Raw genomic sequence first — 13,501 nt, forward strand, 5'->3', positions numbered from 1 at the left:
GCGCGATTGTGCCTAGCGCGGCTGTGCGAGCGCCACGGCCAGCTTCGCGCCGGCCGCGGCGTTGTTCTTCACCAGGGCGATGTTGGTCGCGAGGCTGCGTCCCTCCGTGAGCGCCTGGATGCGGGCGAGCAGGAAAGGCGTGACCGCCTTGCCGGTGATGCCTTGCGCGCGCGCTTCGGCGAGCGCCTGCTCCGTGATGCGGTCGATGTCCTCGCGTGGCATCGCGGCCGCCTCCGGCACCGGCACGCTCAGCACGACGCCGCCTGCGAGGCCGAGATCCCACTTCGTGCGCAGGAAGCGCGCCTGCTCCTGCGGCGTGTCGAGGCGGTAGTCGGCGCGGAAGCCGCTGTCGCGCGTGTAGAACGCGGCGAAGTTCTCCTGCCCGGCGCTGAGCACCGGCACGCCGTGCGTCTCCAGGTATTCCAGCGTGAGGCCGATGTCGAGAACGGACTTCGCGCCGGCGCACACCACCGCGACGGAGGTGCGCGCCAGCTCCTGCAGGTCGGCCGAGATGTCGAAGGTTTCGGAAGCGCCGCGGTGCACGCCGCCGATGCCGCCGGTGACGAAGACCTCGATCCCCGCCAGCGCCGCGCAGATCATCGTGCCCGCGACGGTGGTGGCGCCGAGTGCGCCGCTTGCCAGCACCGCGGGCAGGTCGCGCCGGCTCACCTTGGCCGCCTGGCCGGAACGCCCGAGCAACTCCAGCTCCGCGTCCGACAGGCCGATGCGGATGCGGCCGGCCATCACCGCGATCGTCGCGGGCTCGGCGCCGTGCGCGCGGATCACGTCCTCCACTTCGCGTGCCGTGCGCACGTTCTGCGGGTACGGCATGCCGTGGGCGATGATCGTGGATTCCAGCGCGACCACGGGGCGGCCGGCCGCTTGCGCCGCGGCCACGGGAGCGCTGCGCTCCAGGAAGGAGCGGGCGAGATCGGCTTGCATGCCGCGAGTGTGCCCCAGGGCCGCGCGCCGCTCAGTAATTCCCGGTCGGGTAGGGGCCGCGTTCCTTGCCGTCGGGGCGCACGCGGTGCTTGTCGGCTTCGGGGTCCGGGTGGTGGATGGTCGCGTTGCTGCCTTCGGGGACCGGGTCGTCCTCGGGCTTGGGCAGCTCGTGCGGCGGCATCACGTCGGGCGCGGAGGCGGGCTTGTCGTTCATGGCATGGCCATGTTGCGCGGCCGTGCGCGGGGGCCGTGTCAGGGAGCCGCCCTCGTCGCTGTCAGGCGATGGCCGCCGTGACGACCACTTCGACTTTCCACTCCTTCTTCGCGAGCGCTGCCTGGACGGTGGCGCGCGGCGGCGCGTGGCCGGCGGGCACCCAGGCGTCCCACGCCTCGTTCATGCCGTCGAAGTCGGCCAGGTCGGCCAGGAAGACCTGCGCCATCAGGATCTTCGTCTTGTCGGTGCCCGCGCGCGCGAGCAGCGCGTCGATGGCGGCGAGCACCTGGCGCATCTGGCCGCGGATGTCCTGCGTGGCATCGTCGGGCACCTGGCCCGCGAGGTACGCGGTGTTGCCGTGCACGGCCATCTCGGACAGGCGCGGGCCGACGTCGAATCTCTGGATCATGGGGTGGCCCTGGTGGTTTCGTGGACGAGGACGGCGGCGGCGAGGTCCTCCAGCGCCGTGCCGACCGACTTGAAGACGGTGCGCTCGCCGGCGCTCGTGCGCCCGGGGCTCTCGCCGCGGCTGAGGGTCGCCAGCGTGCCGCGCACGTCACTGGGCGCGATCACGCCGCGTGCCATCGGGCCGAGCAGCTCGCCGCTCTTCTTCAGCGCTTCTTCCGTGTCGACGTAGAGCGAGGCACCGGCGAAGCAGGCGTCGTCCGCTTCGCGCATCGCCGGGGTGAAGCTGCCGATCAGGTCCAGGTGCGTGCCGGGCCGCAGCCAGGCGCCTTGGACGATGGGCTCGGTGGCGAGCGTCGCGCAGCTCACGATGTCGGCCTGCGCGCAGGCGGCCTGCAAGTCGCTGACCGCGGTGGCAGGCATGCCTTGCCGTTGCAGGTCGGCGGCGAGCGCCCGTGCCTTCGCGGCGTCGCGGGCCCAGACGCTCACCTGCGCGATCGGCCGCACGGCGCGGTAGGCCGCCGGCAGCAGGCGCGCGATCTGTCCCGCGCCGACTACCAGCAGGTGCGCGGCATCCTCGCGTGCGAGCCACCGGGCGGCCAGCGCCGAAGCGGCGGCCGTGCGCCGGTGCGTGATGGCGTCGCCGTCGAGGAGCGCGAGCGGCACGCCCGTGGTCCCGTCGTACAGCAGGTAGCTCGCGTGCAGCCCGGGCAGGCCGCGCGCCGCGTTGGCGGGCGCGATGTTGATGGTCTTGACGCCGTAATACCGCCCCGGGATCCAGGCCGGCATGATCAGCGAGGTGAAAGTCGTGCCGCCCGGCACGGCCACTTCGTGCACGTGGCGCGCGGGCACTTCGCAGCCTTGCGCGAAGAGCGCCTGCAGGGCCGGCACGAGCCGGTCGAACGGGAGGGCGGCGGCCGTGGCGGAGGCGTCGAGGATCTTCATCGCGACCCGCATTCTGGGGGAAGCCTCAGCGCGGTCGCAGCCGCCGCGCGCCGCCGTGCCGGCGGTCCGCCTTCTCCGGCACCGGGCGCGTGGCCGCCAGGCGTTCCGCCGCCTCGGTGAGCTTCTGCAGCATGGCGTCGAAAGCGTCCTGCTCCTCCGCCGACAGCGCATCCAGCACTTCGCGGTTGAACGCGGCGGACTGCGGCAGCAGTTCGTCGTACAGCGCGCGTCCCTTCTCGCTGAGGCTCACCTCCGCCCGCCGCGCGTCGCCGGCCACGGCCTGGCGCTGCAGCAGGTCCTTCGCGACCAGCTGCGTGATCAGCGCCGAGACGCGCCCGCGCTCCAGGTGCGTGCGCTCGGCCAGCCCCGACGGGGACATCGCGCCTTCCTCGGCCAGCAGGGCGATCACGCGCCACTCGCGCCGCGTGATGCCGTACCGGCCTTCGCACAGGCGCACGACCATCGCGCCGCTCGCGTTCAGCAGCCGGCTCAGCCGGTAGTTCAGGAAGTCGCGCGAGCCGCGCGGGCGGGACAGGGACATCAGGGTTTCTGCGGAGGCCGCGGCGCCGATGGTTCAATAGATGAATTATCGGGTCGACTCCTAGACTGGGCGGCATCCCTTGAAGCACCAGCCGATGTCCACCACCCAACTCACTCCCGGGATCCGCATTCAGGGTTCCGAGGTCTTCGACCTCGCGAATTCCTGGCGCGGGTACCGCATCAACAAGATGTGCAACGCGCTCTCGCAGGCGCACAACCGCCAGTCTTTCCAGCAGGACGAGGAAGCCTTCATGGCCGCCTACAAGCTGACGGAGGAAGAGAAGCAGTTGGTGCGCAACCGCGACTTCTCCGGCCTGCTGGCCGCCGGCGGCAACATCTATTTCCTGCTGAAGCTCGGCGTGGTCACGGGCAACGGCCTCTACAAGATGGGCGCGAAGATGCGTGGCGAGAGCTACGAGCAGTTCCTCGCCACCCGCAACGACGCAGGAGCCACCTGATGGGCCGCATCATCGCCGGCATCGGCACCTCCCACGTTCCCTCCATCGGCGGCGCCTACGACCGCGGCAAGACGGCCACCCCGGCGTGGAAGCCGCTGTTCGACGCCTACGTGCCGGTGCGCCAGTGGCTCCGGGACCAGAAGATCGACGTCTGCATCATGGTCTACAACGACCACGGCGCCGACTTCTTCTTCGACAAGTACCCCACGTTCGCCGTGGGCTGCGCGGACAGGTACGCGATCGCCGACGAAGGCTTCGGCGTGCGGCCGCTGCCGGAGATCCGCGGCGACGTGGAGTTCTCGCAGCACCTGTGCCGCTCGCTGGTGTACGACGAGTTCGACCTGACGATCTGCCAGGAAATGGCGGTGGAGCACGGCTTCCTCGTGCCCATGCACCTGTGCTTCGACCCGTCGTCCGACGGCTGGCCGGTGGCTTCCGTGCCGGTGCAGGTCAACGTGCTGCAGCACCCGCTGCCGACGGCGCGCCGCTGCTTCAAGCTGGGCGAGGCGATCCGCCGCGCCGTGGACAGCTACCCCAGGGACATCCGCGTCGCGATCATCGGCACCGGCGGCATGTCGCACCTGCTCACCGGCCCGAACTTCGGGGCGATGAACGCGAACGAGGACCAGCAGTTCCTGGACAAGCTGGAGAGCGACCCCGAAAGCCTCACGCGCATGACGCACGAGGAGATGATGCACCGCTACGGCGTCGAAGGCATCGAGCTGATCATGTGGCTGGTGATGCGCGGCGCGCTCACGCCGGACGTGAAGCGGATCCACCGCAACTACTACGCGCCGATGACGACGGGCATGGGCCTCATCACCCTGACCGACGCCGACCTGGCCTGACCCACCCCCGGGCGCGCGAGCGCGCCCATCGGAGACTTTCATGACGACGTTCATCCGGAACGCCTGGTACGTAGCGGCGTGGTCGAAGGAGATCGGCCGCAGCCTGTTCAAGCGCCGCATCCTCGGCGAACCCATCGTGCTGTACCGCAAGGAAGACGGCACCGCCGCGGCGCTCGTGGACCGCTGCGCGCACAAGCTGCTGCCGCTGTCCATGGGCCGCCTCGTGGGCGACCACGTGCAGTGCGGCTACCACGGGCTCGAATTCGACTGCTCCGGCAAGTGCGTGAAGGTCCCGGGCCAGGACCGCATCCCGCCCGGCGCCATGGTGCGCAGCTTCCCCGTGGTGGAACGCTACAACGCGATCTGGATCTGGATGGGCGAGCCCGAGAAGGCCGATCCCGCGCTGGTGCACCAGGTGCTCCGCCATGGGGAGCCGGGCTGGGCGGTGATCGACAGCCAGTACCAGTACCACCGCACCAACTACCTCAACATCGCCGAGAACCTGCAGGACCCGGCGCACACCACGTACGCGCACCGCTCCACGATCGGCAATCCGGCGGCGAGCGAAGTGCCCGTGAAGGTGGAGCAGCACGGCAACCAGGTGGTGAGCTGGCGCTGGACCAACAACGCGCCGCCGCCGCCCATCGACGTGAAGTTCGGCGGCTTCCAGGGCCTCACGGACCGCTGCCAGTACTACAACTACTTCGCGCCCTGCGTGTCGCGCGTGGACGTGTGCACGCTGGACGCCGGCCAGGAGCACACCGAGGAGAACATGGACCGCGGCCACCGCGCGTTCAGCTACAAGTTCCTCACGCCGGAGACCGAAGGCACGACGCACTTCTTCTGGATGCACGTGCGCAACTACGCGGTGGGCGACGACGCGCTGGAGGCGTCGCTCATCGAAGGCATGACGCGCACCTTCGAGGAAGACAACGTGATCTGCGGCGCCATCCAGCAGGAGCAGGACGCCACGGGGCTGCGGCAGATCGCCTTCCTCGCGATCGATGCCGGCCCGTCCCGCGTGCGCCGCATGCTGGAGCAGATGGCCGCCGCCGAGGCCACGCCGCAGGAACCGCAGGCAGCAGGTACGCAACGTGCAAAGGTGAACGCATGAAACGCAGGCTCTTCTCGCTCGTCGCGGCACTCGCCGCACTGTCGTCCGCCGCATTCGTCGCCCACGCGGCGGACGCGCCGTATCCCGACCGGCCCATCAAGTTCGTGGTGCCTTTCCCGCCGGGCGGCGTGACGGACCGCATCGCGCGCTCGCTCGCGCAGAAGATGTCGGAGTCCATGGGGCAACCCGTCGTCGTCGAGAACAAGCCCGGCGCCGGCGCGACCATCGGCACGGACTTCGTGGCGCGCTCCAAGCCGGACGGCTACACCATCCTGCTCGGCGCGCATGCCTCGCATGCGATCAACGTCAGCCTGATGAAGCTGCCTTACGACGCGGTGAAGGGCTTCGAACCCGTGAGCCTGCTGGCCACGGTGCCCAACATGCTGCTGGTGCGCCCGACCTTCGCGGGCAACTCGCTGCGCGACCTCATCGCCGAGGCGAAGAAGCATCCCGGCAAGCTCACCTACACCTCCGCCGGCGTGGGCACCTCGGGCCACATCGCCGGTTCGCTGCTCGCGACGATGGCGGGCGTGGAACTGCTGCACGTGCCGGCGCGCGGCCCCGCGCAGGCGGTGCAGGACGCGCTGGGCGGGCACGTCGACATCCTGTTCGACAGCACCGCGCTCTCCTTGCCGCTGGTGAACTCCGGGAAGCTGAAGGCCCTGGCGGTCACCAGCCAGCAGCGCTCGCCGGCCGTGCCCAAGCTGCCGACGATGGCCGAAGCCGGCCTGCCGGGCTACGAGGTGCTGCTGTGGTTCGGCCTCTATGCGCCCGCCGGCACGCCTCCCGCGATCGTGCAGCGCCTGCACGCGGAGACCGTCAAGGCCTTCGCCGACGCCAAGGTGCGCGGCCCGCTGGAGAACGACGGCGTGGACGTGGTCGCCGGCACGCCGCAGCAGCTCGCCGAGTTCCAGCGCGCCGAGATCGCGAAGTACGCGAAGCTGGTGAAGGACATGGGGCTGCGCCCCGAGTAAGCCGAATCCGCGGGCAGCGCTCGCGCGCGGCCCGCATCCCAGGACGCAAGGGCAAGTCGCGGCCACCGGCCGGGACGGGCCGCGTGCGCCCGCAACACGAAGAAGAGGAGACAGCCCAATGAAACCGACCCTCCGCCCGCGCCTCGCGGCGCTTGCGATCGCCGCCGCGTGCGCCGGCACCGCGCACGCACAGAGCAGCCTCACCATCTACGGCATCATGGACGCGGGCGTGATGGCCGCCGACACCGGCGCGCGCACGGAGTACGAGCTGGCCACCGGCAACCAGGCCGGCACGCGCCTCGGCTTCCGCGGCATCGAGGACCTGGGGGGCGGCCTGCGCGCGACCTTCAACCTCGAGATGGGCATCGCCAACGACACGGGCGCCTTGCTCACCTTCGGCGAAGCGGCCGGCACGGTGTTCGGGCGCAAGTCGGTCGTGGGGCTGCAAGGCGGCTTCGGCGAGCTGTACCTCGGGCGCGACTACACGCCCGCATGGTGGACGATCTTCCGCACCGACCGCTTCCGCTTCGGCCTGCCGGGCACGACGGCGACGTCCAGCGGCGTGATCGTCACGCGTGCCAACAACGGCATCTTCTACGCGACGCCGGCCTTCGGCGGTTTCCGCGGGCGCCTGGCGTACACGTTCGGCGCGGAAGTCGCGCAGCCGGACGAGCAGGGGCGGCTCACCGCCGCGTCGCTGGAGTACGCGGCGGGCAAGCTGTTCGTCGCCGCCGCCGTGCAGCGCCGCAGCGACCTGCGTCCCGGCTCGACGACGGAGACCGCGGACATGCGCGAAGGCGGCGCGGGCCTCGAGTACGACTTCGGCAGCTTCACGCTCAGCACCGGCTTCTGGCAGGCCAATCCCGTGACCGCCACCGCGGGCGCGGTCGACAAGAGCCGCGCCTTCTGGCTGGGCGCGAGCACGAAGGTGGGCGTCGGCCAGGTGCAGGTGCAGGTGACGCGCACGCGGCAGGACGTCGTCGGCCGCCCCGAGCAGGGCCATGCGCTCACCGCCGGCATCGCGTACGTGCATCCGCTGTCCAAGCGCACCTCGCTCTATGCCGGCTACGGCACCGTGCGCAACGACGCGAACGCGCGCCTGGCGCTCAACACGGGCACCGTGCGCGTCGGCGGCACCGTGTTCGACGCGGATCCGCGCGCCTTGCTGGTCGGCGTGCGCCACGACTTCTGAGGACGGCCATGCAGACCGCCGCGCCGGTGCCGCTGCGCATCCACGCCATCACGCATGCCGCCGAAGGCGTGCTGCTGTTCGAGCTGCGCCGGCCGCAGGCGGGCGAGCTGCCCGCCTTCACGCCCGGCGCGCACGTCGACGTGCATCTCGCGCCGGGGCTGGTGCGCAGCTACTCGCTGGTCAACAGCGCGAACGAGCGGCACCGCTACGTGATCGGCGTCAAGCGCGATCCGGCGAGCCGCGGCGGCTCTGCCTGGCTGCACGAGCAGGCGCGCGCGGGGCAGGTGATCGAGGTGGGCGCGCCGCGCAACAACTTCGCCCTTCAGGAGGATGCGCCCTGCTCGGTGCTGCTCGCCGGCGGCATCGGCATCACGCCGCTGTGGAGCATGGTGCAGCGGCTGGAGGAGCGTGGGCGGCCCTGGGAGCTGCACTACGGCAACGCGAGCCGCGCGAGCGCCGCACTGCTCGAGGAGCTGCAGGCGCCGCACCGCGCGGGCAGGGTGCACCTGTCCTTCGCGGACGAGGGCGGCGAGCGGCTCGACATCGAGGGCATCGTGCGTGAGGCGCCGGCGGGAGCGCACTTCTATTGCTGCGGTCCCGCGGGCATGCTGCAGGCGTTCCAGGCCGCCTGCCGCGACATCGATCCCGCGCGCGTGCACTTCGAGGCCTTCGGGCCTGCGGAGGCGTCAGCGCGCAGCGGCGGCTTCGTCGTGCACCTCGCGCGCAGCGGGCGCAGCGTGCAGGTGCCTGCCGGCCAGACCATCCTGGAGACGCTGGAAGCCTGCGGCATCGACGTGCCGTATTCCTGCCGCGAAGGCGTCTGCGGGGCGTGCGAAACGCGCGTGCTGCGCGGCACGCCGGAACACCGGGACATGCTGCTGTCGGAAGCGGAGCGCGCCGCCGGCAGGACGATGATGGTGTGCTGCTCGGGCTCGGTCGGACCGGAGCTGGAACTCGACCTGTAGCGGACGTTTCAGCCTCGCTTCAGCTTGGGCCGCCGGCGCACCGCATAATCCGCCCTCCTGAAGCGCCCAGGTGGCGGAATTGGTAGACGCACTAGTTTCAGGTACTAGCGGGTAACTCCGTGGAGGTTCGAGTCCTCTCCTGGGCACCATCCGGCCGCGCCTTGCGGCCGTCGCGCACGCTCCTCCCCTGCCACCAGAGGTCGAAGAAGTAGTGCGCCACCGCATTGGCCATCGGCTCCACGATGGCGTACGCGGTCATCGCGACGAAGTTGCCCCCGAGCAGGAGGCCGATGCCGATCGCGACCACGAGGTGCGACACGCCCAGCACCGCCGACCGCATCGCGGCCTGCTGCCTGCGGCTGCGTCCGGCGCCGATGCCCAGCTTGCCGATCCGATGGCCCACGACGGTGTTCACCGCGGGCTCGAGCAGCGCCAGCATGCCGGCCAGCACGAAGCCGCCCGTGAACAGCCAGCCCAGCGAGAGGGCGATCGCGAGGTGGATCACCGCGAAGCTGGCGGTCTTGGCGAGGCTGGTGTCGAAGCTGCGGAATCGCATGCAGAAATGATAGCGATTCTCATCTGACTGCGGGATTGGAATAGCCAATGGCTATGATTGCCGCATGCGCCCCGCCTAGACTGGCGGCCACGGGAGGCTCGCCATGCCCGTCAAGCAGTTCACCAGCGGCCGCCTGCGCAAGGCGGACTACGACCCGGCCTCGCGCCAACTCGACCTGCACTGGGACAACCAGTCCGTCACCGCTTACAAGCACGTCCCGGAAGAGGTGTTCCGCAGGCTCTGCAGCGCGCCCAACCCCGCCACCTACTGGGAAGACCGCATCGCGGAGGAGTACCCGAAAGGCACGCCGCGCTCCGCCGGCACCCCGGGTGCCGGCAAGTCGCTGAAGGACCTCTTCGGCGATCCGGACGAAGCGCAGTAGCGCTACAGCCCGTGGTGGCAGCCGCCGATGGCGGCCCGCGTCGCGTCCGGCGCGGCCGGCACGTCATCGCCGGCGGGCAGCGCGGTCTGCTCGATGACCACGCCCTGCGGCGCCTGGACGGTGCGCTGGCCCGTCACGGACGCTGCCGCCACCTGCTGCGGCGGTTGCAGCGGTGCCGTCGGGGAGGGGGCGACCAGCGCCGCGAGCGCGAAGCCGCCCACGAGCGTCGCGGCCGCCGCGCCGGCCCAGCGCGACCGCACGCGGCCGGAGCCTGGCGCCGGCGCCGGTGCGCCGTGTTCCGCTTCCACTGCATCTTGGCGAACGAGGTAGCACATCGCAGGCTCCTTGCGCGGGGGTGCAAGGCAGTATGGTTCGCGCCCGCGCGGATGCAAGCACGACGCGCGCCCGCCACGCGCGCTTGCCGTTCAGGGGTGCTTTCGCGACCGTTAGGGGTTTTCCTTAGCCGACCCTTACTTCGCAACTTAACACGTTTGAAATAGGTCGTTACATTCAGCCCGTCCGTTGGGAGCTCGCACGTCCAGGGAAGGACAGGGCGTAGCGAGTACTGACTTGTCGGGTTGGATGCGCAGGGCCGCGTGCTCGCGTGGACGCCCCGCTCGGTCGGGACGGACAGAGGAGGGTGGTCGTCGTGTCACAAGCGGCGGCGCCCCTGTTGTCCGACCTACCGAGTGATTGATATGAAAGCATTGCTGAAGCCCTGCCTCCTGGTGGCCGGACTCGTGATCGCCCAGCTGGCCGCCGCCCAGAGCTCCGCCGTGAGCTCGACGCTGCAGGCCCGCCGCGTCGAGAACGTGAACGGCAAGGTGGTGCTCACGTCGGCCGACGTGGGCAAGCCCGGCGACCTCGTCGAATACAGCGGGACCTACCGCAATGGCGGCAGCAAGCCGGTCGACAAGCTGGTCGCCACGATCCCGGTGCCGCCCGGCACCACCTACGTGTCCGGTAGCGCCGAACCCGGCAAGGCCACCGCTTCCGTCGACGGCGTGCGCTACGCGCCCATGCCGCTGAAGCGCACCGTGCGCCAGGCCGACGGCACCTCGCGCGAGGAGCCGGTGCCCGTCACCGAATACCGCTTCATCCGCTGGGACATCGGCTCCCTCGGTGCCGGTTCGGAATCCGTCGTGAAGCTGTGGGTGCGCATCGATGCCGCCGCCACGGCCTCCGCGGCCAACGTGAAACCTTGAAGAGGGGAAAGCAATGACTGCAACTCTTGCCCTGCCCCGGCCTGCGATGCCGTGGCTCCATTTCGCCCGCGGCCTCGCGGTGTTCTTCCTGATGCTGGTGCTGGCCCTGGCCGGCACGCGCGCGTTCGCGGCGCCGCCGCCCGCGGGCACGTCGATCAGCAACATGGCTTCGGCCACGTACTCCGACGGTTCGGGCGTGGCCCGTACCGTCACCTCGAACGAGGTGAAGACCACGGTCACGCAGGTGTACAGCCTGACCCTGGACGTCCCCGGCTCGCAGAGCGCGAACCCGGGCAGCGTCGTGTACTACCCGCACACGCTGACCAACACCGGCAACGGATCCGATTCGTTCAACCTCACCGTGGCCAGCTCTGCCGGCTTCACGATGGGCTCGATGCAGATCTTCGCCGACAACGGCAGCGGCCAGCCCACCGGCCTGGCGATCACGACACCCGTGACGGTCGCCGCCAACGGCACCTTCAAGTTCATCGTGCAGGGCACGGTGCCCGCGGGCGCCACCAACGGCCAGACCAACACGATGACCGTGACGGCCCGCAGCGTCGGTGACAACACCAAGGTGCAGACCAACGCCGACGTCACCACCGTGACCAGCAACGCCGTCGTCACGCTGAACAAGTCGATCAGCGTCGGCTCCGGCCCCGCCGGCACCGCCACGCGCTACACCTACACGATCGGCTACACGAACACCGGCAACAGCACCGCCAGCACCCTCGCGATCGCCGACACGATGCCGGTGGGCATGACCTACGTCCCCGGCTCCGCGCGCTGGAGCATCACCGGCGCCGCGACCCCGGTCGACACCGGCAGTGCCGTCGGCACCGCGCCGAACACGCTCACCGCCAGCTACGACGGCCCCACGCGCAAGCTGACCGCGACCGTCAACACGGTGGCCGCCGGCCAGTCCGGCTGGGTGAGCTTCCAGGTGACGGTGGACGCGAACGTTCCGCCCAGCACGCTGCTGAACACGGCCACCGCCACGTACAACAACGGTGCGACGACGGCGAACGCCACCTCCAACCAGGTGCCTTTCACCGTGGTGCAGACCGCCGCCGTCACGATGGCGGGCGACACCGTGGCGAATGCCAACGCGGGCACGACGGTCACCTTCCGCAACGTGGTGACCAACAACGGCAACGGCAGCGACACGTTCAACATCGTGCTGGCCGCGACGAACACCTTCCCGACGGGCACCACGTTCCAGCTGTACAAGGCCGACGAGCTGACCCCGCTGGTCGACACCAACGGCGACGGCGTGCCCGACACCGGCCCGGTGGCTGCCAATGGCGGCACCTACACGGTGGTCGTGAAGGCGACGCTCCCGCCGAACGCCTCCGGCACCGGCCCGTTCGCGATCCAGAAGACCGCGACCTCCACGTTCGACGCCACCAAGTCGTCGACCGCGACCGACACGCTGACCGCCGTGACCAAGGCTGCCGTCGACCTGGCGCACACCGCCAGCGGCACCGGCAACGGTGCAGGCGCAGGCCCCGAAGCGGCCGGGCCGGTCGTGACGCTGTCCGGCAACCCGGGCACGACCGTGACCTTCACGCTCGTCACCCGCAACACCGGCCCGATCTCCGACAGCTACAACCTGGGCGCGAGCACGGACTCCGCATTCGCCACGCAGACGCTGCCGGCCGGCTGGTCGGTGACGTTCAAGGCCGACGCCAGCGGCGGCGCGTGCACGACCACGGGTGCGACGATCACCAACACCGGTCCGGTCGCCGCTTCCGGCAGCGCCACGGTCTGCGCGGTGGTGAGCATCCCCGCCGGCTTCGACGCGGGCACCACGCAGGTGTACTTCCGCGCGCTGTCGCCCACCTCCAGCGCGGTGGACGTGCTGCGCGACGCGGTGACCGTCAACGCGGTCCGCTCGCTGAGCCTCGCGCCCAACGGCACCGGCCAGACCTACCCGGGCGGCTCCTACGTCTACACGCACACGCTGACCAACAACGGCAACGTGGCCGAAGGCGGCACGGGCGGCAGCACGATCAGCACGGCGACCACGAACAACGGTCCCGGCTGGACGTCGACGCTCTACTACGACACCAACGGCAACGGCATCCTCGATGCGACCGACGCGCTGGTCGGCGCGACGCTGAACGTCGGTGCGGGCGGCCTGGCCAAGGGCGCGTCCATGACCATCTTCAACAAGGTGATCGCCCCCAGCGGCGCCGTGGCCGGCACGGTCAACGCCACCACCATCACGGTGACGACGGTCAACGCGGGCTACAGCACGACGGCGCCGGCCGACGCGACGGCCACCGACAGCACCACGGTGATCTCGGGCAACCTGACCCTGGTGAAGGAACAGGCCATCGACGCCACCTGCGACGGCACGCCCGACACGGCGTACTCGCAGGCCGCGCTGAACGCCGGCCCCGGCCAGTGCGTGATGTACCGCATCACCGTCACGAACGTGGGCGCGGCCAACGCGACCAGCATCGTGGTGTCCGACGCCACGCCGACGTTCACGACGATCAGCACGCTGGCCACCACGAGCTCCGGCGCGATCACCGGCCCGGCGGTCGGCGCGAGCGGCACGATCAACGCGTACATCGGCTCCGGCGCCTCCGCCGGTACCGGCGGCACGCTGAGCTCGAGCCAGTCCGCGACCATCACCTTCGGCGTGAAGATCGCCCAGTAAGCAGGCGCAAGCCGGGAAGGGGTCCGCCCCTTCCCCGCTTGCGGAAGCCCGAGTCCAGGGGACTTCCGCAAGCGCCGCGCAGCACCTGCCACG

15 protein-coding genes, 1 tRNA gene and 1 pseudogene are annotated in these 13,501 nt (G+C 70.5%); 10 read left to right on the forward strand and 7 right to left on the reverse strand.

Annotation, left to right across the window (positions count from 1 at the left end; all coding sequences use genetic code 11):
* Window positions 1-12: 12 nt before the first annotated feature.
* From H8N03_RS00230 to H8N03_RS00250, 5 genes are all read right to left on the reverse strand, one after another.
* Entirely contained in the window at window positions 13-942 is a 930-nt protein-coding gene (locus H8N03_RS00230) for a pseudouridine-5'-phosphate glycosidase (protein WP_187074114.1), read from the reverse strand.
* 31 nt (window positions 943-973) lie between these two features.
* The gene (locus tag H8N03_RS00235; RefSeq protein WP_187074115.1) at window positions 974-1,156 is read right to left on the reverse strand and encodes a hypothetical protein; all 183 of its coding nucleotides are present in this window, start codon (window positions 1,154-1,156) and stop codon (window positions 974-976) included.
* A 61-nt stretch (window positions 1,157-1,217) separates the two neighbouring features.
* Window positions 1,218-1,565, reverse strand: a complete 348-nt coding sequence (locus H8N03_RS00240) for a RidA family protein (RefSeq protein WP_187074116.1) — start codon at window positions 1,563-1,565, stop codon at window positions 1,218-1,220.
* Complete coding sequence (gene lhpI / locus H8N03_RS00245) at window positions 1,562-2,506, reverse strand: bifunctional Delta(1)-pyrroline-2-carboxylate/Delta(1)-piperideine-2-carboxylate reductase (protein WP_187074117.1); 945 nt, start codon at window positions 2,504-2,506, stop codon at window positions 1,562-1,564. Before lhpI ends, H8N03_RS00240 begins: the two co-directional genes overlap by 4 nt.
* A gap of 25 nt (window positions 2,507-2,531) precedes the next feature.
* Window positions 2,532-3,047, reverse strand: coding sequence for a MarR family winged helix-turn-helix transcriptional regulator (locus H8N03_RS00250; RefSeq protein ID WP_187074118.1), 516 nt, complete (start codon window positions 3,045-3,047; stop codon window positions 2,532-2,534).
* Window positions 3,048-3,141: 94 nt separating this feature from the next.
* On the opposite strand from H8N03_RS00250, the gene H8N03_RS00255 reads away from it, so the two are divergent.
* The 7 genes from H8N03_RS00255 to H8N03_RS00285 all read left to right on the forward strand — a co-directional run bounded on the left by H8N03_RS00255 (window position 3,142) and on the right by H8N03_RS00285 (window position 8,746).
* On the forward strand, window positions 3,142-3,504 hold the full coding sequence (locus tag H8N03_RS00255) for a protocatechuate 3,4-dioxygenase (RefSeq protein ID WP_187074119.1): 363 nt from the start codon (window positions 3,142-3,144) through the stop codon (window positions 3,502-3,504).
* On the forward strand, window positions 3,504-4,352 hold the full coding sequence (locus H8N03_RS00260; protein WP_187074120.1) for a class III extradiol dioxygenase family protein: 849 nt from the start codon (window positions 3,504-3,506) through the stop codon (window positions 4,350-4,352). Before H8N03_RS00255 ends, H8N03_RS00260 begins: the two co-directional genes overlap by 1 nt.
* Window positions 4,353-4,392: 40 nt before the next feature.
* Window positions 4,393-5,466: an aromatic ring-hydroxylating dioxygenase subunit alpha gene (locus H8N03_RS00265; protein ID WP_187074121.1), complete on the forward strand. Its 1,074-nt coding sequence runs from the start codon at window positions 4,393-4,395 to the stop codon at window positions 5,464-5,466.
* Window positions 5,463-6,440, forward strand: coding sequence for a tripartite tricarboxylate transporter substrate binding protein (locus tag H8N03_RS00270; protein ID WP_187074122.1), 978 nt, complete (start codon window positions 5,463-5,465; stop codon window positions 6,438-6,440). Before H8N03_RS00265 ends, H8N03_RS00270 begins: the two co-directional genes overlap by 4 nt.
* Before the next feature lie 118 nt (window positions 6,441-6,558).
* Window positions 6,559-7,632 (forward strand): porin, encoded by a 1,074-nt coding sequence (locus H8N03_RS00275; RefSeq protein WP_187074123.1) that lies wholly within the window; start codon window positions 6,559-6,561, stop codon window positions 7,630-7,632.
* 8 nt (window positions 7,633-7,640) lie between these two features.
* On the forward strand, window positions 7,641-8,597 hold the full coding sequence (locus H8N03_RS00280) for a PDR/VanB family oxidoreductase (RefSeq protein ID WP_187074124.1): 957 nt from the start codon (window positions 7,641-7,643) through the stop codon (window positions 8,595-8,597).
* A gap of 64 nt (window positions 8,598-8,661) precedes the next feature.
* Window positions 8,662-8,746: transfer RNA gene (locus H8N03_RS00285), tRNA-Leu, on the forward strand.
* A gap of 98 nt (window positions 8,747-8,844) precedes the next feature.
* Here the strand turns inward: H8N03_RS00285 and H8N03_RS26565 are convergent.
* Window positions 8,845-9,153 (reverse strand): annotated as a pseudogene (locus H8N03_RS26565) (DUF2061 domain-containing protein); the annotation flags it as partial.
* A 103-nt stretch (window positions 9,154-9,256) separates the two neighbouring features.
* Between H8N03_RS26565 and H8N03_RS00295 the strand changes: the two are divergent.
* The gene (locus tag H8N03_RS00295; RefSeq protein WP_187074125.1) at window positions 9,257-9,535 is read left to right on the forward strand and encodes a KTSC domain-containing protein; all 279 of its coding nucleotides are present in this window, start codon (window positions 9,257-9,259) and stop codon (window positions 9,533-9,535) included.
* Between the two features lie 2 nt (window positions 9,536-9,537).
* Here H8N03_RS00295 and H8N03_RS00300 read toward each other — a convergent pair whose 3' ends face one another.
* On the reverse strand, window positions 9,538-9,870 hold the full coding sequence (locus H8N03_RS00300; RefSeq protein ID WP_187074126.1) for a hypothetical protein: 333 nt from the start codon (window positions 9,868-9,870) through the stop codon (window positions 9,538-9,540).
* 363 nt (window positions 9,871-10,233) lie between these two features.
* Between H8N03_RS00300 and H8N03_RS00305 the strand changes: the two genes are divergently transcribed.
* Window positions 10,234-10,740, forward strand: a complete 507-nt coding sequence (locus H8N03_RS00305; RefSeq protein WP_187074127.1) for a hypothetical protein — start codon at window positions 10,234-10,236, stop codon at window positions 10,738-10,740.
* A gap of 13 nt (window positions 10,741-10,753) precedes the next feature.
* Complete coding sequence (locus H8N03_RS00310) at window positions 10,754-13,408, forward strand: beta strand repeat-containing protein (protein ID WP_187074128.1); 2,655 nt, start codon at window positions 10,754-10,756, stop codon at window positions 13,406-13,408.
* The last annotated feature ends 93 nt before the right edge of the window (window positions 13,409-13,501 follow it).

The sequence above is a fragment of the Ramlibacter cellulosilyticus genome, from assembly GCF_014297465.1.
In the GTDB taxonomy this organism is placed as follows: Bacteria; Pseudomonadota; Gammaproteobacteria; order Burkholderiales; family Burkholderiaceae_C; genus Ramlibacter; species Ramlibacter cellulosilyticus.